This is a genomic window from Herbidospora sp. NBRC 101105 (assembly GCF_030269205.1).
GTDB lineage: Bacteria > Actinomycetota > Actinomycetes > Streptosporangiales > Streptosporangiaceae > Herbidospora > Herbidospora solisilvae.
In genome coordinates, this window is the sequence record NZ_BSSX01000010.1 from 215,685 (window position 1) to 237,836 (window position 22,152).

General features: G+C 73.0%; 2 protein-coding genes (both running past the window's edge). Both read left to right on the forward strand.

The window, feature by feature from the left end:
- Positions 1-7,867 carry the 3' portion of a non-ribosomal peptide synthase/polyketide synthase gene (locus tag QSK34_RS35655; protein WP_285590947.1) on the forward strand. The gene continues 26,336 nt to the left of window position 1, outside the view, so 7,867 of the gene's 34,203 nt are visible here — the last part of the coding sequence; its start codon lies off the left edge, out of view; it ends in the stop codon at positions 7,865-7,867.
- Positions 7,867-22,152: the 5' portion of a non-ribosomal peptide synthase/polyketide synthase gene (locus QSK34_RS35660; RefSeq protein WP_285591170.1), read on the forward strand. The gene runs 11,616 nt beyond the window's last position; the window shows 14,286 of its 25,902 coding nt (coding positions 1-14,286); it begins with the start codon at positions 7,867-7,869; its stop codon lies beyond the right edge, outside the window. Before QSK34_RS35655 ends, QSK34_RS35660 begins: the two co-directional genes overlap by 1 nt.

A 22,152-nucleotide genomic window follows, 5' to 3' on the forward strand; every position in this document is an offset into this window, starting at 1 on the left:
GTGTGTGCTGGCCTGTCCGGAAACCCGGCATCTGGTCCCCGCCGGGATGGAGATCGTTCTCGCGGGCACGTGGGATTCTGCGGTGCCGGACCCTGCGGGGGCCGGGGATGGGTCGGGCCTTTCGGGCGCGTGGGGTTCGGCGGTGTCGGCCTCTGCGGTGGCCGGGGACGGGCCGGGCCTTTCGGGCATGGGGAAGTCGGCGGTGCCGGCCTCTGTAGGGGCAGGGGATGAGTCGGGCCTTTCGGGCGCGTGGGGTTCGGCGGTGCCGGCCTCTGCGGGGACCGGGGACGGGCCGGGCCGTTCGGGCATGCGGGATTCCGCGGTGCCGGTCTCTGCGGGGAGCGGGGACGGGTCGGGCCTTCCGGACGACGGCGGTTCGTTGGGTGTCCGGGTGGAGCCGGATTCGCTGGCGTATGTGATCTACACCTCCGGTTCGACCGGCACACCCAAGGGTGTCGCGGTCAGTCATCGCGGTCTGGTCAACCTCGTTGAGGTGTTCGGGCCGATTCTTGGTGCGGGGCCGGGTGTGGGGTTGTTGCAGTTCGCCTCCTTCGGGTTCGACGCCTCGGTGCTGGACGTCGCGGTGGCGCTGGCCACCGGTTCGACGCTGGTCATCGCCGATGAGGGCAGGCGAGCGCAGCCTGAGCTGCTGCGGGAGTTGACTCAGGTGGGGGCGGCCAGTGTGGTTCCCTCGCTGCTCAACGTCCTCGATCCTGATGACTTCTCGCACATCGGGCCGATCGTGGTGGGCGCGGAGGGCATCACCGAGACCGTCGCCCGGCGGTGGGCTCAAGGTCGGCGGCTGGTCCATGCCTATGGGCCGACCGAGGCCACGGTGATCGTCGCCGCCGGTGAGGTCGACGCCGATGAGGAGGGGCCGATCTCGTTCGGGCGGCCGATCGCCAACTCGCGGCTGTATCTGCTTGATGACCGGCTGGCGCCGGTTCCGCCTGGGGTCGCGGGTGAGGTCTATGTCGCCGGGTTGGGTCTGGCGCGCGGGTATGTCGCCAGGCCGGGTATGACCGCCGAACGGTTCGTGGCCTCGCCTTTCGACGCCGGTCAGCGCATGTACCGTACCGGCGACCTGGCGAAGTGGACCCCCGACGGCCGGCTGATCTTCCAGGGCCGCGCAGACGACCAGGTCAAGATCCGGGGCTTCCGCGTCGAACCGGGCGAGGTCGCCGCCGTCCTGCTAAGAAGTCCGGATGTCGCGCAGGCCGCCGTGGTCGCCCGTGAGGACCGCTTGGTCGCTTATGTCGTGGGCCAGGCGGAGGGGCTCAGGGAGTTCGCCGCCGAGCGGCTGCCCGACTACATGGTTCCCGCGGCTTTCGTCACGCTCGACGAACTCCCCCTCACCCCCAACGGCAAGCTCGACCGCCGAGCCCTGCCCGAACCCCAGCAGGTCACCGGTTCCGGCCGCCCGCCCGCCACCGTCCAGGAGGAGATCCTCTGCGCCGCGTTCGCGCAGGTCCTGGGCCTGGAGTCCGTAGGGGTGGACGACGACTTCTTCGACCTTGGCGGGCACTCCCTGCTCGCCGCGCGGCTCGTGTCCCGCATCAGGACCGTCCTCGGGGTCGAGGTGCCGTTGCGGGCGCTGTTCGAGTCGCCGACCCCGGCCGGGCTGGCGGGGATCGTGGCCACCGCCACCGGACGGACGCGGGCAGCGCTCGTGGCGGGGGAGCGGCCCGAGCGGCCGCCGCTGTCGTTCGCGCAGCGACGGTTGTGGTTCCTCGATCAGCTTGAGGGGCCGAACACGACCTACAACATCCCGATGCCCGTGCATCTCGCCGGCGATCTCGACGTGGCCGCGCTGAACGCGGCGCTGCGGGACGTGCTCGGCCGCCATGAGGCGTTGCGCACGGTCTTCCCGTCGGTGGACGGGGAGCCCTACCAGCACGTCCTCGACCTCGACGAGCTCGACTGGGCGCTCCAGGTGGAGGATTCGGGGGACACGGCCCTGGCGGAGGCCTACACGTTCGACCTGGCGAACGAGGTGCCGATCCGGGCCTGGCTCTTCCAGGGGCGGACCCTCGTCGTCGTCATCCACCACATCGCCGGTGACGGCTGGTCGTCGGCACCGCTCGCCCGTGACCTGTCCACGGCCTACGCGGCACGCGTCGAGGGCCGGGCCCCCGAGTGGGCGCCGCTGCCGGTCCAGTACGCCGACTACGCCCTCTGGCAGCACGACCTCCTCGGCGGGGAGCTCGCGGAGCAGGTCGGCTACTGGCGGGAGACCCTGGCCGGACTGCCCGAGGAGCTGGCGCTGCCGGTCGACCGGCCGCGTCCGGCGACCCTGAGCCACGTCGGGCACCGGCTCCCGCTCAGGCTGCCGGCCGAGACCCACCGGCGGCTGACCGAGCTGGCGCGGGCCGAGGGGGTGACGGTGTTCATGGTCGTCCAGGCGGCGCTGGCGGTGACGTTGTCCCGGCTCGGCGCGGGCACCGACATCCCGATCGGGTCGGGGGTGGCGGGGCGGACCGATGAGGCGCTCGACGACCTGGTCGGGTTCTTCGTGAACACGCTGGTCATCCGGACCGATCTGTCGGGTGATCCGGAGTTCCGCGAGGTGCTGGCGCGGGTCCGTGAGGTGAGCCTGGAAGCGCTGGGGCACCAGGACGTGCCGTTCGAGCGGCTCGTGGAGGAGCTCGCGCCCGTCAGGTCGCTGGCCCGGCATCCGCTCGTCCAGGTCATCCTCACCCTGCAGAACACCGAGCGGGCCGGGCTGGAGCTGCCGGGGGTCCGGCGGGAGTCCGCGATCGTCGTGGACGGGGCGGAGCTCGCGCCCGTACAGGCCGATCTCGAAGTGATGGTCGGGGAGACCTTCGACGAGCAGGGGCGTCCGGCCGGGCTGCGCGGCTCGTTGACGGCCTCCGCCGACCTGTTCTCCGCCGCCACGGCCGAGAGCCTGATCCGGCGCTGGGGGCGGGTGCTCGACACGGTGACCTCCCGGCCGGACGTCCGGCTCCACGAGGTGGACGTGCTGGACGCCGGTGAACGCGAGCAGGTCGTCACCGGCTGGAACTCCACGGCGGCCGAGGTGCCGGCCTCGACGGTGGTCGAGTTGTTCGAGCGCCGGGTGGCCGAGGTTCCGGACGCGGTCGCGGTGGCCGGTTCGCTGACCTATGCCGAGCTGGACGCCCGCGCCAACCAGGTGGCGAACTATCTGCGTGGCGCGGGGGTGGGCGCGGAGTCGGTGGTCGGGTTGTGTTTCCCGCGTGGCGGCGATCTGGTGGCGGCGATCCTGGGGGTGTGGAAGGCGGGTGCGGCCTTCCTGCCGCTGGACGCGCGGCTGCCGGTGGAGCGGATCGCGTTCATGCTGGCCGACAGCCGCGCCCAGCTCGTCCTGGGCACCGACGACGTGCTCGGGGACCTTCCGGCGGGCCGGATCAGGCTGGTGCCCATCGACCATCCTCTGCTGGCCATGGGCCCGGCCACCCCGGTGGAGGGGGACGTCGATCCTCGGGGATCGGCGTATGTGATCTACACCTCGGGCTCGACCGGGACGCCCAAGGGCGTCGCGGTTCAGCACGGCGGTCTGGTCAATCTGGCCGTCGCGCAGATGGACCACTTCGCCGTCATGCCGGGTTCGCGGGTTTTGCAGTTCGCCTCGATCGGGTTCGACGCGGCGGTGTCGGAGATCGTGATGGCGTTGTGCTCGGGCGCGACGCTGGTCATGACGTCGACCGATGAGGTGCTGGCGGGTGAGCTGTCGGGGGTGACGCACGCGACCCTGCCGCCCGCCGTGCTGGCCACGCTGCGGGAAGAGCATCTCGCCTCGGTGACCACCCTCGTGTCGGCGGGTGAGGCGATCGACGCCGCTCTCGCGGCGAGGTGGTCGGCGGGACGCCGGTTCGTGAACGCCTACGGTCCGACCGAGACGACGGTGTGCGCGTCGATGTCGCCGCCGCTGCGGCCGGGGGACGAGCCGGTCATCGGCACGCCGATCGCCAACGGCCGCGCCTACGTCCTGGGTGAGGACCTCCAGCCGCTCCCGCCCGGAGTGACGGGGGAACTGTACGTCGCCGGCACACCGTTGGCCCGCGGTTACCTCCGCCGCCCGGCTCTCACCGCCGAACGGTTCGTGGCCTCGCCCTTCGCGGCGGGGGAGCGCATGTACCGTACCGGCGACCTGGCGAAGTGGACCCCCGACGGTCAGCTCGTCTTCCTCGGCCGGGCCGACGAGCAGGTGAAGGTGCGCGGGTTCCGGGTGGAGCCGGGCGAGGTCGCCGCCGTCCTGCTCATGCATCCGGCCGTCTCGCAGGCCGTCGTCGTCGCCCGTGACAGCAGCCTGGTCGCCTACGTCGTCGGCGAGACCGAGGGCCTGCGGGAGTTCACGGCCGAACGGTTGCCCGACTACATGGTCCCGGCGGCGTTCGTCGGGCTCGACGAGCTGCCGCTCACCCCGAACGGCAAGCTCGACCGCCGCGCCCTGCCCGCCCCCGAATACACCTCAGGCGGGGGACGCGGCCCGGAGACCGCGCAGGAAGAGCTGCTGTGCGCGGCGTTCGCCCAGATCCTGGGCCTGAAGACGGTCGGCGTCGACGACGACTTCTTCCAGCTCGGCGGCCACTCCCTGCTGGCCGTCTCCCTCGTCGAGGCGCTGCGGGCGCACGGCGTCTCGGTGTCGGTCCGGGCGCTGTTCGAGTCGCCGACCCCGGCCCGGCTGGCACGCACGGCGGGAGCCGAGGCGGTCGAGGTGCCCGCCAACCGCATCCCCGACGGCGCGCAGACCATCACGCCCGACATGCTGCCGCTGGTCGACCTGACCGAGGCGGAGCTCGACCGGGTCGTCGCCTCGGCCGAGGGCGGCGCGGCCAACGTGAAGGACGTCTATCCGCTGGCCCCGCTCCAGGAGGGCATGCTCTTCCACCACCTCCTCGCCGGAGACGGCGTGGACGCCTACGTGACCGTCCAGATGCTGGAGTTCGACACGCGGTCCCGGCTCGACGCCTTCGCCGCCGCACTTCAGCAGGTCGTCGACCGCCACGACGTCTACCGGACCGGCGTGGTGTGGGAAGGGCTGCGCGAGCCCGTCCAGGTCGTGTGGCGGCGGGCCTCCCTGGCCGTGACCGAGCACACCCTGACCGGGGAGCCGGTGGAGGCCCTGCTCGCGGCGGCCGGACCGGGCATGGACCTCAGCCGGGCGCCCCTGATGGACCTCCACATCGCACCGTCGGCCGACGGCCGCTGGCTGGGGCTGGTCCGGATGCACCACATGGTCTCCGACCACCAGGGCATGGACGTGCTGGTCCAGGAGCTCTGGACGGTCCTCGAAGGCGGCGGCGAACTCGCCCCGGCCCTCCCGTTCCGCAACTTCGTCGCCCAGGCCCGCGGCGGGGTCTCCCGCGAGGAGCACGAACGGTTCTTCGCCGACCTGCTCGACGGCGTCACCGAGACCACGGCCCCCTACGGCCTGACCGACGTGCACGGCGACGGCGGCGACGTCGTCGCCGAACAGGTCCCGATCCCGGCCGAGACGACGGCCGCGCTCCGCGCGGCCGCCCGTGACCTCGGTGTCAGCGTGGCGACGATCATGCATGTGGCCTGGGCGCGGGTGTTGTCGGTGGTGTCGGGCCGGGACGACGTGGTCTTCGGCACGGTGTTGTTCGGGCGGATGAACGCGGGTGAGGGGTCTGACCGGGTGGTCGGGCCGTTCATCAACACCCTTCCGGTACGGGTGCGGTCGGGTCGTGCCGGGATCAGGCAGGCCGTGGAGGGGATGCGGGCACAGCTGGCGGGTCTGCTCGAACACGAGCACGCGCCGCTGGCCCTGGCCCAGCAGGCGGCGGGCCTGGAGGGCAACACGCCGCTGTTCACCTCGTTGTTCAACTACCGGCACATCGGCGGCACGGAGGCCGACGCCGCCGACCGGCGGGTCTCGATCGACGGGGTGCGCAACGTCTACTCGCGGGTCCAGAACAGCTACCCGCTGACCGTGTCCGTGAACGACCGGGGCCCGGCCGGGCTCAGCCTGAGCGTGCTGACCTCGGGGACGACGGACGGGCGCGAGGTCGGGCGGCTGATGTGCGTGGCGGCGGCGAACGTGGCCGCCGCCCTGGCCGAGACCCTGGACGGCGCCCCCGACCCGGCCCTGAGCTCGGTGGACGTACTCGGCGAGGAGGTCCGGGCGCTCCTGGGCACCTGGAACGACACGGCTTCCGACGGGGTGGCGGAGCCGGTGCTGCGGTTGTTCGAGCGGCAGGTGGCACTGCGCCCGGACGCGGCGGCGGTGGTCGCCGACGGCCGCGAGCTGACCTATCGAGAACTCGACGAGACGGCCCGGAAGGTCGCGGCGGTCGTGGCCGGTGGTCGCGAGCTGACCTACCGGCAGCTCGACGAGTCGGCCCGGGTGGCGGGTGCGCCGGTGGTGGGGTTGCGGTTGCCGCGTGGCGCGGACATGATCGCGGCGATCCTGGGCGTGTGGAAGGCCGGTGCGGCCTATCTGCCGATCGATCCGCAACTGCCCGTCTCGCGGGTGGAGGCGATGCTGGCCGATGCCGGGGTGGAGATCGTGCTGGATGACCTGTCCGATCTTTCCGAAGCCGGGGCCGGGGATCGTGAGGGTGATCTGGCGTATGTGATCTTCACTTCTGGTTCGACCGGGGCTCCCAAGGGGGTGGCGGTCACCCAGGCGGGGCTGGCCAACTATGTCGCCTCGGTGTCGCAGCGGCTGGGTTGGAGTGAGCCGGGTACCCGGTATGCGTTGCTTCAGCCGCAGGTGACCGACCTGGGGAACACGGTGGTGTTCATCAGCCTGGCCACCGGCGGTCAGCTCCACATTCTGGATGAGGAAGCCGTCACCGATCCCGAAGCGGTGGCCGCGTATCTGGCCGAGCATCGCATCGATGCGTTCAAGGCGGTGCCCTCGCACCTGGCGGCGCTGACGTCGGTGGCGGGGGTCGAGCGGTTGATGCCGGCCGATTCGCTGGTCCTGGGCGGGGAGGCGGCCTCGGCGGAATGGGTGGCCGAACTGGTCGCCACGGGCCGGAGGGTGTTCAACCACTACGGGCCGACCGAGACGACCATCGGCGTCACCACCGCAGAACTGACCGGAGAGATGGCGCTCGGCACCCCGATCGCCAACACCCGCCTGTATGTGCTGGACGACACTCTCAGCCCGCTCCCGCCCGGCGTGGCCGGGGAGCTCTACGTGGCAGGGGCAGGTCTGGCACGGGGATATGTCTCCCGGCCCGCTCTGACCGCCGAACGGTTCGTGGCCTCACCCTTCGATGTGGGCGAGCGCATGTACCGTACCGGCGACCTGGCGAAGTGGACCCCCGACGGGCGGCTGATCTTCCAGGGCCGCGCCGACGACCAGGTCAAGGTGCGCGGCTTCCGCGTCGAGCCCGGTGAAATCGCGGCCGTTCTGGTGAAAAATCCTGACGTTTCCCAAGCGGCGGTGATCGCCCGGGACGACCGGCTGATCGCCTATGTGGTGGGCCAGACGGAGGGGCTGCGGGAGTTCGCCGCCGAACGCCTTCCCGCCTACATGGTCCCCACCGCCTTCGTCACGTTGGACGAGCTCCCGTTGACCGCCTCGGGCAAGCTCGACCGCCGGGCCCTCCCCGAGCCCGATCGCCCCGTCGTCCGGAGGGAGCCCGCGAACGAGCGGGAGGCGGCGCTGTGCGCGGTGTTCGCGCACGTCCTCGGCCGGGAGTCGGTCGGGGTCGACGACGACTTCTTCCAACTCGGCGGGCACTCGCTGCTCGCGATCCGGCTGCTGTCGCGGATCCGGGCCGAGTTCAGCGTGGAGGTCAAGATCCGAATGCTGTTCGAGGCACCGACCCCGGCGCTGCTCGCAGCGGCCCTTGGGACCCAGAAGTCGGCACGTCCGGCGTTGCGCCCGATGCGTAAGGAGACCCCGTGATGATTCCGCTGTCGTACGCGCAGAGCCGGTTGTGGTTCCTCGGCCAGATGGAGGGACCGAGCCCGACCTACAACATCCCGGTGATCGTGCCGGTGCCGGGCGACGTGGACGCCGTGGCCCTGGGCGCCGCGCTGCGCGACGTGATGACCCGCCACGAGTCGCTGCGCACGGTGTTCCCGGCCGTGGACGGCGAGCCCCATCAGCGGGTGCTGGACATGGCGGACCTGGACTGGGCGCTGGAGGTGCGCGACGTCCCGGACGGCGATCTCGCCGGGACGGCCGACCGGCTGGTGTGGCACACCTTCGACGTGGCGGCCGAGGTGCCCTTCCGGGCGTGGCTGCTGCGGGCCGAATCGGGCGAGCGGGTGCTCGTGCTCGTCGTGCACCACATCGCCGCGGACGGGTGGTCGCTGACGCCGCTCGCGCGGGACGTGTCGGCGGCGTACGCGGCGCGGGTGCGCGGCCGGGCGCCGGAGTGGGAGCCGCTGCCGGTGCGCTACGCCGACTACGCGCTCTGGCAGCGCGAACTGCTGGGCGCCGAGTCCGACCCGGAGAGCCTGTTGTCGGTGCAGGTCGGCTACTGGCGGCGGGCGCTCGCCGGCATTCCCGAGGAGCTGACGCTGCCCGCCGACCGGCCGCGCCCGGCGACGGCCGGGCACCGCGGCCACGAGGTGCCGTTCCAGGTGCCGGCTGAGACCCATCGGCGGCTGGTGGAGCTGGCCCGCGCCGAAGGGGCGACCACCTTCATGGTGCTGCAGGCGGCGCTGGCGGTGACGTTGTCGCGGCTCGGCGCCGGCGCCGACCTGCCGATCGGCGCCGTCGTCGCGGGCCGCACCGACGAGGCGCTGCACGACATGGTCGGCTTCTTCGTCAACACCCTGGTGATCCGCACCGACCTGGGGGGCGACCCCGGCTTCCGCGAGGTGCTGCGCCGCGTGCGGGAGCGCACCCTCGAAGCGCTCGACCACCAGGACGTGCCGTTCGAGAAGCTGGTCGCCGAGCTCGCCCCGGCCCGGTCGACGGCGCGGCACCCGCTCTTCCAGGTGTCCCTGAGCGTGCAGCAGAGCGCGCGCGGGGGCGGCGACGACGCGGTCAGGCTCAGCATGGTGCCCGCGAAGTTCGATCTGGAGGTGGCGGTCTACGAGACGGTCGGCGAGCGGGGGCCCGCGGGAATGCGGGGGTCGGTGATCGCCTCGGACGACCTGTTCGACGCCGCGACCGCCGAGCGGATCGGGCGTGCGTGGCGGCGGGTCCTGGACCTGGTCGCCGGCGATCCCGGGGTGCGGGTGAGCCGGGTCGACGTGGTCGAGGAGGACGAGCGGCATCTCGTCCTGCGGAAGTGGAACGACACCGCCGCCCCGCCGCCCGCCGCCACCGTGCCGGAGATGATCCGCGGCCGTGCCGTCGGCACGCCGGACGCGACCGCCGTCGTCGACCAGACCCGGACCCTCACCTACGCCGACCTCGACGAGCGCGCCGAACGGGTCGCCGGGCTGCTGACCGGCCTCGGGGTGGGCCGGGGCGACGTCGTCGGCGTCCGCCTGCCGCGCGGGGCCGACCTCGTCGCGGCGGTGCTGGGCGTGTGGCGGGCGGGGGCGGCGTACCTGCCGATCGACCTCGCCGACCCGGCCGAGCGGACCGCGTTCCTGCTGGCCGACAGCGGCGTCTCGGTGCTGCTCGGCGACGGGGGCGTGGCCGTCGCCGACCTGCCTCCGGTCGCCGATCAGCCCGTACCGAGGACGCACCCGCACGACCTCGCCTACGTCATGTACACCTCGGGCTCGACCGGCACGCCCAAGGGCGTCGCGGTCACCCACGGCGGGCTGGCCAACTACGTGGCCTGGGCCGCCGAGGCGTACGAGGTGGGCCGGGGCGGCGCACCGCTGTTCTCCTCGCCCGCGTTCGACCTGACCGTGACCAGCCTCCTGGTGCCGCTCGCGGCCGGGGCGACCGTCGTCGCGGACCCGGCCGGCGGCCCCGACGGGCTGGCCGGTCTGCTCTCCCGGCATGAGGGCTTCGACCTCGTCAAGGTCGTGCCGGCCCACCTGCCGATCCTCGCCGAGACGGTGCCCGGCGCCCGGATCGCGGGCGCGGCCCGCCGCTGGATCGTCGGCGGCGCGGCGCTGCCCCCGGCCGACGTGGCGCGGCTCCTGGCGGCCGCCCCCGACACCGTCGTCGTCAACGAGTACGGCCCCACCGAGACCGTGGTCGGCTGCGCGGTCCACGAGATACGCGCCGGTGATCCCCTCGACGGTCTGGTGCCCATCGGGCGGCCCATCGCCAACACCCGCCTGTACGTGCTGAACGACACCCTCCAGCCCGTCCCCGTCGGCGTGATCGGGGAGTTGTACGTCGCCGGGGCCGGACTCGCCCGCGGGTACACCGGCCGCCCCGGCCTGACGGCCGAACGGTTCGTGGCCTCGCCGATCGAGGCGGGGGAGCGCGTGTACCGTACCGGCGACCTGGCGCGATGGACCGCCGACGGGCGGCTGGTGTACCTGGGCCGGGCCGACGAACAGGTGAAGGTGCGCGGTTTCCGGGTCGAGCCCGGCGAGGTCGAAGCCGTCCTCCTGAAACATCCGGATGTCTCCCAGGCCGCGGTCCTCGCCAGGGACGACCGTCTGATCGCCTACGTCGTCGGCGGGACCGAGGGCCTGCGGGAGTTCGCGGCCGAGCGGCTGCCCGACTACATGGTCCCGGCCGTCTTCATCTCCCTGGACGCCCTTCCGCTCACCCCCAACGGGAAGCTCGACCGGAGGGCGCTGCCCGATCCGGAGCTGCCCGCCGGGACCGGCCGCGCCCCCGCCACCATCCAGGAGAGGCGGCTCTGCGAGGCGTTCGCCGGTGTCCTCGGCCTCGACTACGTCGGCGCCGACGACGACTTCTTCGGGCTCGGCGGCCACTCGCTGCTCGCGGTCCGGCTGGCCTCCCGCATCCGCGCGGCGCTCGGCGTCGAGGTGCCGCTGAAGGTCCTGTTCGAGACGCCCACCCCGGCCGGCCTGGCCGCCCGGTTCACCGAGATCGGCGCCGGCCCGGCCCGTCCGCCGCTGCGCGCCGCCGTGCGGCCGGAACGGGTGCCGCTGTCGTTCGCCCAGCGGCGGTTGTGGTTCCTGGAGCGCCTCGAAGGGCCCAGCCCGACGTTCAACGTGCCCGTCGTCCTCCGGCTCGCCGACGACGTGGACGCGACCGCGCTGAACGCCGCGCTGCGGGACGTGATCGGCCGCCACGAGGCGTTGCGCACGGTCTTCCCGTCGGTGGACGGCGAGCCCCACCAGCACGTTCTCGACCTGGACGACCTCGACTGGGCCCTCCAGCTGGAGGACTCGGGGGACGTGGCGACCTCCTACACCTTCGACCTGGCGAACGAGGTGCCGATCCGGGCCTGGCTCGTGGGCGGGCGCACCCTCGTCATCGTCATCCATCACATCGCGGGCGACGGCTGGTCGCTGACGCCTCTCGGCCGGGACCTCTCGGCGGCGTACACCGCCCGGCTCGCGGGCCGCGCGCCCGAGTGGTCGCCACTGCCCGTCCAGTACGCCGACTACGCCCTCTGGCAGCGCGACCTGCTCGGTGAGGAACTGCTCGCGGAGCAGGTCGGCTACTGGCGCGAGACCCTGGCAGGGCTGCCCGAGGAGCTGGCGCTGCCCGTCGACCGGCCGCGCCCGGCCGCGCCCAGCCACCTGGGGCACGCCACCGACCTGCACGTTCCCGCCGAGGTCCACCAGCGGCTCCTGGACGTGGCACGGGCCGAGGGCGTGACGGTGTTCATGGCCCTGCAGGCGGCGCTGGCGGTGACGTTGTCCCGGCTCGGCGCCGGGATCGACGTCGCGATCGGGTCGGGGGTGGCGGGGCGGACCGACGAGGCGCTCGACGACCTGGTCGGGTTCTTCGTGAACACGCTGGTGATCCGGACCGATCTGTCGGGTGATCCGGAGTTCCGCGAGGTGCTGGCGCGGGTCCGTGAGGTGAGCCTGGGGGCGCTGGAGCATCAGGACGTGCCGTTCGAGCGGCTCGTGGAGGAGCTCGCGCCCGTCAGGTCGCTGGCCCGGCATCCCCTCGTCCAGGTGATCCTGACGCTGCACAACGTCGAGCGGGCGGGGATGGGCATGCCCGGCGTGCGGCCGGGCACCGCGCCCGCGGCGGACGGGGCGGGACTCGCGCCGGTCAAGTGCGACCTCGAGGTGATGATCGGGGAGACCTTCGACGAGCAGGGGCGTCCGGCCGGGCTGCGCGGCACGCTGACCGGCTCGGCCGACCTCTTCGAGGCCGCGACCGTGGCACGGGTCACGGGCTGGTTCGGGCGCGTGCTCGACCAGGTGACCGCGTCCCCGGCGACCCGCCTGCACGCCGTCGACCTGCTGGACGCCGGTGAACGCGAGCAGGTCGTCACCGGCTGGAACTCCACGGCGGCCGAGGTGCCGGCCTCGACGGTGGTCGAGTTGTTCGAGCGCCGGGTGGCCGAGGCTCCGGACGCGGTCGCGGTGGCCGGTTCGCTGACCTATGCCGAGCTGGACGCCCGTGCCAACCAGGTGGCGCATTATCTGCGCGGGGCGGGGGTGGGCGCGGAGTCGGTGGTCGGGTTGTGTTTCCCGCGTGGCGGCGATCTGGTGGCGGCGATTTTGGGGGTGTGGAAGGCGGGTGCGGCCTTCCTGCCGCTGGACGCGCGGCTGCCGGTGGAGCGGATCGCGTTCATGCTCGCCGACAGCCGCGCCCAACTGGTGCTGGGCACCGACGACTCTCTCGGCGATCTTCCGGCCGGGCGGGTCCGGATGGTGCCCATCGATCACCCCTTGCTGGCCATGAGCCCGGCGACCCGGGTCGAGCACGATCCGGTTCCCCATGGGCTGGCTTATGTGATCTACACCTCGGGCTCGACCGGGACGCCCAAGGGCGTCGCGGTTCAGCACGGGGGTCTGGTCAACCTGGCGGTCGCGCAGATGGCGCATTTCGCGGTGACGCCGGGTTCGCGGGTGTTGCAGTTCGCCTCGATCGGGTTCGACGCGGCGGTGTCGGAGATCGTGATGGCGTTGTGCTCGGGTGCGACGCTGGTCATGACGTCCACCGATGAGGTGCTGGCGGGTGAGCTGTCGGGGGTGACGCACGCGACCCTGCCGCCCGCCGTGCTCGGCACCCTCCGGGAGGAGGACCTCGCCTCGGTGACCACCCTCGTGTCGGCGGGTGAGGCGATCGACGCCGCTCTCGCGGCGAGGTGGTCGGCGGGGCGGCGGTTCGTCAACGCCTACGGTCCGACCGAGACGACGGTGTGCGCGTCGATGTCGCCGCCGCTCGAACCCGGCGCGGAGCCGGTCATCGGCACGCCGATCGCCAACGGCCGCGCCTACGTCCTGGGTGAGGACCTCCAGCCGCTCCCGCCCGGTGTGACCGGGGAACTGTACGTCGCCGGTCGGTGCCTGGCGCGGGGCTATCTCGGCCGGTCGGGTCTCACGGGTGAGCGGTTCGTGGCCTCGCCCTTCGACGCCGGTCAGCGCATGTACCGTACCGGCGACCTGGCCCGATGGACCCCCGACGGTCAGCTCGTCTTCCAGGGCCGGGCCGACGACCAGGTGAAGGTGCGTGGCTTCCGGGTGGAGCCCGGCGAGGTCGCGGCCGTTCTCGTGAAGTACCCGGATGTCGCCCAGGCCGCGGTGATCGCGCGGGACGATCGTCTGGTCGCCTATGTCGTCGGCGGGACCGAGGGCCTGCGGGAGTTCACGGCCGAGCGGTTGCCCGACTACATGGTCCCGGCCGTGTTCGTGCCGCTCGACGCGCTGCCGCTCACCCCCAACGGCAAGCTCGACCGCCGTGCCCTGCCCGCCCCCGAGTTCGCGGCCGGGACGGGCCGGGCGCCGGCGACGCTCACGGAGGAGCTGCTCTGCGCCGCGTTCGCGCACGTCCTCGGGCTGGAGAGCGTCGGGGTCGACGACGGGTTCTTCGATCTGGGCGGGCACTCGCTGCTCGCCGTGCGGCTCGTGTCGCGCATCCGCGCCACGCTCGGCGTGGAACTGCCGCTGCGCACCCTGTTCGAGTCGCCGACCGCGGCCGAGCTCGCCGTGCGGCTGCCGCGCGCCGGAGCGGCCCGCCCGCTGGTACGGGCGGGACACCGCCCCGAGCGGGTGCCGCTCTCGTTCGCGCAGCGGCGCCTGTGGTTCCTCGCCCAGCTCGACGGGCCGAACACGATGTACAACATCCCGATCCCGGTCCGCCTCCCCGCCGACGCCGACGTCACGGCGCTGAACGCGGCCCTGCGCGACGTGATCGGCCGGCACGAGTCGCTGCGCACCGTCTTCCCGTCGGTGGACGGCGAGCCGTACCAGCGGGTCCTGGACCTGGACGACCTCGACTGGGCCCTCGAAGTGGCGGATGCGGAGGACGTGGCGACCGCGTACACCTTCGACCTGGCGAACGAGGTCCCGATCCGGGCGTGGTTGTCCGGCGGCCGGAACCTGGTCGTGGTGATCCACCACATCGCGGGCGACGGCTGGTCGATGGGCCCGCTGAGCCGCGACGTCGCCACCGCCTACGCCGCCCGCCTCCAGGGCCGGGCCCCCGAATGGACCCCCCTCCCCGTCCAGTACGCCGACTACGCCCTCTGGCAGCGGGAACTCCTCGACGAGGACCTGCTGGCCGACCAGATCGGCTACTGGCGCGACGCGCTGTCGGGCGCGCCCGAGGAACTGACCCTGCCGGTCGACCGCCCGCGCCCGCCCGTCGCCACCCACGCCGGCTACGCGGCCCCCGTGCGGATCCCCGCCGAGGTGCACGAACGGCTGGCCGACCTGGCCCGGGCCGAGGGGGCGACGGTGTTCATGGTCGTCCAGGCGGCTCTGGCGGTGACACTGTCCCGGCTCGGCGCGGGCACCGACATCCCGATCGGCTCGGCCGTCGCGGGCCGGACCGACGAGGCGCTCGACGACCTGGTCGGCTTCTTCGTGAACACGCTGGTCATCCGGACCGACCTGTCGGGCGATCCGCTGTTCCGGGAGGCGCTCGACCGGGTCAGAGAGGCGAGCCTGGGGGCGCTCGCGCACCAGGACGTGCCGTTCGAACGCCTGGTGGAGACCCTGGCGCCGGTCCGGTCCCTCGCCCGGCACCCGCTGTTCCAGGTCATGCTGACCATGCAGAACATCGAACGCGCCGAACCGGCCGACGACCGCGCCGACGTGGGCGGCCCGTCAACCGCGAAGTTCGACCTCGACGTGGCCCTCGTGGAGACCTTCGACGAGCACGGCCGCCCGGCCGGGCTGCGCGGGGCGGTCAACGCGGCCGTGGACCTGTTCGACACCGACTCCGTCGAACTGCTCGCCCGCCGCTTCGCGGCGGTGCTCGCGCAGGTGGCGGCCGACCCTGACGTGCGGGTTCACGCGGTGGACGTGCTGGAGGAGGGGGAGCGGGAGCGGGTCCTGCGCGGCTGGAACGACACGGCCCGCGAGGTGGCCTCTTCGAGCATCGTGGACCTGATCACCCGGCAGGCCCCGGACGCTTTCGCGGTCGAGGGTGAGCTGACCTACGGGGAGTTGGATCGCCGGTCGGACGGGCTGGCGCGGCGCCTTCAGGCCTTGAATGTCGGTCCGGAGTCGATCGTGGGGGTCTGCCTGCCGCGTGGCGCGGAGATGATCACCGCGATCGTGGGTGTGTGGAAGGCGGGCGCGGCCTATCTGCCCGTCGACCCCGGCAACCCGGCTGAGCGGGTGGGTGCGGTGCTGGCCGATGCCGGGGTGGCGTGCGTGCTGGCCTGTGCGGAAACCCGGCAGCTGGTCCCCGCCGGGATGGAGATCGTCCTCGCGGGCATGTGGAATTCCGCGGTGCCGGCCTCTGCGGGGACCGAGGATGAGCCGGGCCTTGCGGCCGTGGAAGATTCGGCGGTGCCGGCCTCTGCGGGGACCGGGGCCGGGCCGGGCCTTTCGGGCATGGGGAATTCGGCGGTGCCGGCCTCTGCAGGGAGCGGGGATGAGCCGGACCTTTCGGGCATGCGGGATTCCGCGGCGTCGGCCTCTGCGGGGGATGGGTCGGGCCTGTCGTTCGCGGAGGGTCCGCTCGACGTTCGGGTGGAGCCGGATTCGCTGGCGTATGTGATCTACACCTCCGGGTCGACGGGCACTCCGAAGGGGGTCGCGGTCAGCCATCGCGGCTTGGTCAACCTCGTCGAGGTGTTCGGCCCTCTGCTGGGTGCGGGGCCGGGTGTGGGACTGTTGCAGTTCGCCTCGTTCGGGTTCGACGCCTCGGTGCTGGATGTGGTGGTCGCGCTGGCGACCGGGTCGACGTTGTGGGTGCCCGGCGAGCAGGAGCGGCTGCAGCCCCGGGCGCTGCGGGAGCTGACCGGGGTCGGGGCGGCCAGTGTGGTCCCCTCGCTGCTCAACGTGCTGGACCCGGCCGATTTCTCGCACATCGGGCCGATCGTGGTGGGTGCGGAGGGCATCACCGAGACCGTCGCCCGGCGGTGGGCTCAAGGCCGGCGGCTGGTCCACGCCTACGGCCCGACCGAGGCCACGGTCATCGTCGCCGCCGGGGAGGTCGACGCCGATGAGGAGGGGCCGATCTCGTTCGGGCGGCCCATCGCCAACTCGCGGATCTATCTGCTCGACGATCGGCTCGCGCCGGTCGCGCCCGGTGTCGCGGGAGAGGTCTATGTCGCCGGGCTCGGTCTGGCGCGGGGGTATCTCGGCCGTCCCGATCTCACCGGTGAGCGGTTCGTGGCCTCGCCCTTCGCGGCGGGGGAGCGCATGTACCGTACCGGCGACCTGGCGAAGTGGACCCCCGACGGCCGGCTGATCTTCCAGGGCCGCGCGGACGACCAGGTCAAGATCCGCGGGTTCCGCGTGGAGCCCGGTGAAGTCGCCGCCGTCCTGCTGAGGAATCCGGATGTCGCGCAGGCCGCCGTGGTCGCCCGCGACGGCCGTCTCGTCGCTTATGTGGTGGGCCAGGCGGAAGGCCTCAGGGAGTTCGCCGCCGAGCGGCTGCCCGACTACATGGTCCCCGCCGCCTTCGTCACCCTCGACGAACTCCCCCTCACCCCCAACGGCAAGCTCGACCGCCGCGCCCTGCCCGCCCCTGAGTTCGCCGCCGGTCAGGGCCGTCCCCCGGCCACGCTCAGGGAGGAGGTCCTCTGTGCGGCGTTCGCCGAGGTCCTGGGCCTGGAGCGGGTCGGCGTCGACGACGACTTCTTCCGCCTGGGCGGGCACTCCCTGCTGGCGGTCCGCCTCGTCGAACTCCTGCGGCGGCGCGGCGTCGAGGTCCTCGTACGGGCGCTCTTCGAAGCCCCCACCCCCGCCCGCCTGGCGCTGCCCACCGGCGGCGTCACGGTCGAGGTCCCCCCGAACCGCATCCCCGAGGGCGCGGAGCACATCACCCCGGACATGCTCCCGTTGGTCGACCTCACCGAGGCCGAACTCGCCCGGGTCGTCGCCTCGGTCGACGGCGGCGCGGCCAACGTCAAGGACGTCTACCCGCTGGCCCCCCTCCAGGAGGGCATGCTCTTCCACCACCTGCTGGCCGGAGACGGCGTCGACGCCTACGTCACCGTCCACGTCCTGGAGTTCGACTCCAGAACCAGGCTGGACGCCTTCGCCGCGGCGTTGCGCCAGGTCGTGGACCGGTACGACATCTACCGGACCGGCATCGTCTGGGACGGGCTGCGCGAACCCGTCCAGGTCGTGTGGCGGCGGGCCGACCTGCCGGTCGCCGAACACGCGCCCCAGGAGTCGGGCGAGGCGCTGGCCCAGGTCGTCGGCACCGCCATGAACCTGAGCCGGGCCCCGCTGACCGACCTGCACGTCGCCCCCGGCGCCGACGGCCGCTGGCTGGGCGTGTTGCGGATGCACCACATGGTCTCCGACCACCAGGGCATGGACGTGCTGGTCAGGGATCTGCGGACGGTTCTCCTGGGCGGGGAGCCGGCCCCCGCGCCGCCGTTCCGTGACTTCGTCGCGCAGGCGCGTGGCGGTGTCTCGCGGGCGGCGCACGAGGAGTTCTTCGCCGCCCTGCTCGACGGCGTGACCGAGCCGACCGCGCCGTTCGGGCTGATGAACGTGCACGGCGACGGCACCGGCATGACCACCTCGCTGGTCCCCGTGCCGCGTGAGACGGCCGCCGCGCTGCGGGAGGCCGCGCGGCGGCTCGGCGTGACGACGGCGACGATCATGCACGTCGTCTGGGCGCGGGTGCTGGCCGCCGTCTCCGGCCGCGACGACGTCGTCTTCGGCACGGTGCTCTTCGGGCGGATGAACGCGGGCGCGGGCTCCGACCGGGTGGTCGGCCCGTTCATCAACACCCTTCCGGTACGGGTGCGATCCGGCCGTACCAGAACGAAGCAGGCCGTGGAGGACATGCGGGCACAACTCGCGGCCCTGCTCGAACACGAGCACGCGCCCCTCGCCCTCGCGCAGCAGGCGGCCGGACTCGAGGGCGGAACGCCCCTCTTCACGTCGCTGTTCAACTACCGCCACACCGGCGGCGGGCGGGCCGAGCGCGCCGAGGGCGGGGAGGTCACCGGTGTCCGCACCCTCAGCACCCACGAGCACACCAACTATCCGCTGAGCGTGGCCGTCAACGACCCCGGCACCGGCGACCTGAGCGTCAACGTCAACGCTGGCGGCCACGTCGCGGCCGACATGGTCACCCGGCTGGTCCTCGTCACGCTGGAGAACCTCCTCGCCGCGCTGCCGGGCGACCGCGAACTCCGGACCGTGGACGTCCTCGACGACACCGACCGTGACCTGCTGCTGCGCGCCTGGAACGGCCCCGGGACCACGCTCCCGGCCGGGACCGTCCTCGACCTGTTCGCCCGGCGGGTGGCCGCCGGCCCCGAGGCGGTCGCGGTCGCCGCCGGAGACGCCACGCTGACCTACGCCGAACTCGACGCCGCGGCGGAACGCGTCGCCCGGCACCTGCGCGCCGCGGGCGCGGGCCCGGAAACGGTGGTGGGCCTGTGCCTGCCGCGCGGCCTCGACCTGGTCACCGCGATCCTGGGCGTGTGGAAGGCGGGCGCGGCCTACCTGCCGATCGCCCCGGATCTGCCGCCGGAGCGGATCGGGTTCATGCTGGCCGACAGCAGGGCGTCGCTGGTCGTCGCGGCCAGGGACACCGGCGCGGCCCTGACCGGCCCTGTCGTCTGGTTCGACGAGATCGGCGACGCCTCGGCGGAGCTGGTCGGGCCGCTGCCCGCGTCGGCGGCGTACGTGATCTACACCTCGGGCTCGACCGGGACGCCCAAGGGCGTGTCGGTCCAGCACTCCGGGCTGCTCAACCTGGCCGTCGCGCAGATGGACCATTTCGCGGTGACGCCGGGTTCGCGGGTGTTGCAGTTCGCGTCGATCGGGTTCGACGCGGCGGTCTCGGAGATCGTGATGGCGTTGTGCTCGGGTGCGACGCTGGTCATGACGTCCACCGATGAGGTCCTGGCAGGTGAGCTGTCGGGGGTGACACACGCGACCCTGCCCCCCGCCGTGCTCGGCACCCTCCGAGAGGAGGACCTCGCCTCGGTGACCACCCTCGTCTCGGCCGGAGAGGCGATCGACGCGGGCCTGGCGGCCAGATGGTCGGCGGGGCGGCGGTTCGTCAACGCCTACGGCCCGACCGAGACGACGGTGTGCGCGTCGATGTCGCCGCCGCTCGAACCCGGCGCCGAACCGGTCATCGGCACGCCGATCGCCAACAGCCGCTCCTACGTCCTGGACGAGAACCTGCGGCCGGTCCCGCCGGGCGTCGCGGGCGAGCTGTACGTCGCCGGCACGCCCCTCGCGCGGGGCTACGTCGGCCGCCCCGGGCTGACCGCGGAGCGGTTCACCGCCTCGCCCTTCGACGCCGGTCAGCGCATGTACCGTACCGGCGACCTGGCGAAGTGGACCCCCGACGGGAGGCTCGTGTTCGCCGGCCGGGTCGACGAGCAGGTCAAGATCCGCGGTTTCCGGGTGGAGCCCGGCGAGGTCGAGGCCGTGCTCCTGGCCTCGCCCGCGGTGGTGCAGGCCGCCGTGGCCGCCCACGGCGAGAGACTCGTCGCGTACGTCGTCGGCGAGACCGACGGCCTGCGCGAGTTCGCCGCACGGCGGCTGCCCGACTACATGATGCCCGCCGCCTTCGTCACCCTCGACGCGCTGCCGCTCACCCCGAACGGCAAGCTCGACCGCCGCGCGCTCCCCGTGCCCGGCACGGCGGCCGGGGAGGGCCGCCCGCCCGCCGACGTCAGGGAGGAGCTGCTCTGCGGCGCCTTCTGCCACGTCCTCGGGCTGGAGTCGGTCGGCGTCGACGACGACTTCTTCGCGCTCGGCGGCCACTCGCTGCTCGCCGTGCGGCTGGTGTCCCGCGTCCGGGTGGTCCTGGGCGCGGAGATCCCCCTCCACATGGTCTTCGAGGCCCCCACGGTGGCCGAACTGGCCGCCCACCTGGCCGAGGCCGAACCGGCCCGGGCGCCGCTGCGGGCGGAGACGCGGCCGGAGCGGGTGCCGCTGTCGTTCGCCCAGCGCCGGTTGTGGTTCCTCGCCCAGCTCGACGGGCCGAGCCCGACGTACAACATGCCCACGACCATCCCCATGGCCGGTGACCTGGACGTGGCCGCCCTGGACGCCGCCCTGCGCGACGTCGTCACCCGCCACGAGTCGCTCCGGACGGTCTTCCCCGCGGTCGACGGCGAGCCGTATCAGCACATCCTCGACCCGGCGGAGCTCGACTGGACGCTGCACGTGCAGCCTTTCGACCCCGCGGCGGTGGCGGCGGCCCGCGAGCACGCCTTCGACCTGTCGGCCGAGATCCCCATCCGGGCGTCGCTGTTCACCGGCGACGAGGAGCACACGCTGGTGCTGGTGCTGCACCACATCGCCGCCGACGGCTGGTCGATGCGCCCGCTGGCCCGCGATCTCTCCCACGCCTATGCCGCCCGTGTGGAGGGCCGCGCACCCGAATGGGAGCCGCTCCCGGTCCAGTACGCCGACTACGCCCTCTGGCAGGCCGATCTCCTCGGCGAGGAGCTGCTCTCGTCCCAGGTCGGCCACTGGCGGCGTGTCCTGGCGGGCTCCCCGGAAGAGCTCCGGCTGCCCGCCGACCGCCCGCGCCCGCCCGTGACCGGCCACCTGGGGCACCGCGTCCCCCTGCACCTCCCGGCCGAGGTGCACCGCCGGCTCGTGGACGTGGCCCGGGCCGAGGGGGCGACGGTCTTCATGGTCGTCCAGGCCGCGCTGGCCGTGACGCTGTCGCGTCTGGGCGCGGGCACGGACATCCCCATCGGCGCGGCCGTCGCCGGACGCACCGACGAGGCCGCCGACGACCTGATCGGCTTCTTCGTCAACACGCTCGTGATCCGCACCGACCTGTCCCGCGACCCCGAGTTCCGCAAGATCCTCGCCCGGGTACGGGCGGCGAGCCTCGACGCCCTCGCCCACCAGGAGGTGCCGTTCGAGCGGCTCGTGGAGGAACTGGCCCCGGAACGCTCGCTCTCCCGGCACCCCTTGTTCCAGGTGATGCTGACCCTGCAGAACATCGAACGGACGTCGTTGAGCATGCCGGGCGTGCGGGGCGGCGCGGCCCCGCCCGAGTCGCGGACGGCGACGGCCAAGTTCGACCTGGACCTGTCCCTGAGCGAACTCCTCGACGACCAGGGCCGCCCCGCGGGCCTGCGGGGCTCGCTCACCGCCTCGACGGACCTGTTCGACGCCGGCACGGCCACGACCTTGGCCGCCCGGTTCGCCCGCGTGCTCGACCAGGTCACGGCCGCGCCGGGCATCCGGCTCCACGAGGTCGACGTGCTCGACCCGGACGAGCGCCGCCAGGTCCTGCACGAGTGGAACGACACCGCTTCCGACGGGGTGGCGGAGCCGGTGCTGCGGTTGTTCGAGCGGCAGGTGGCACTGCGTCCGGACGCGGTGGCCGTGGTCGCCGACGGCCGCGAGCTGACCTATCGAGAACTCGACGAGTCGGCTCGGAGGGTCGCGGCGGCGGTCGTGGCCGGCGGTCGCGAGCTGACCTACCGGCAGGTCGACGAGTCGGCCCGGGTGGCGGGTGCGCCGGTGGTGGGGTTGCGGTTGCCGCGTGGCGCGGACATGATCGCGGCGATCCTGGGCGTGTGGAAGGCCGGTGCGGCCTATCTGCCGATCGATTCGGAACTGCCCGCTTCTCGGGTGGAGGCGATGCTGGCCGATGCCGGGGTGGAGATCGTGCTGGACGACCTGTCCGATCTTCCCGAAGCCGGAAACCTGACCGCAGTCGACGGTGATCTGGCTTATGTGATCTTCACTTCGGGTTCGACCGGGACTCCCAAGGGCGTGGCGGTCACCCAGACAGGACTGGCCAACTATGTC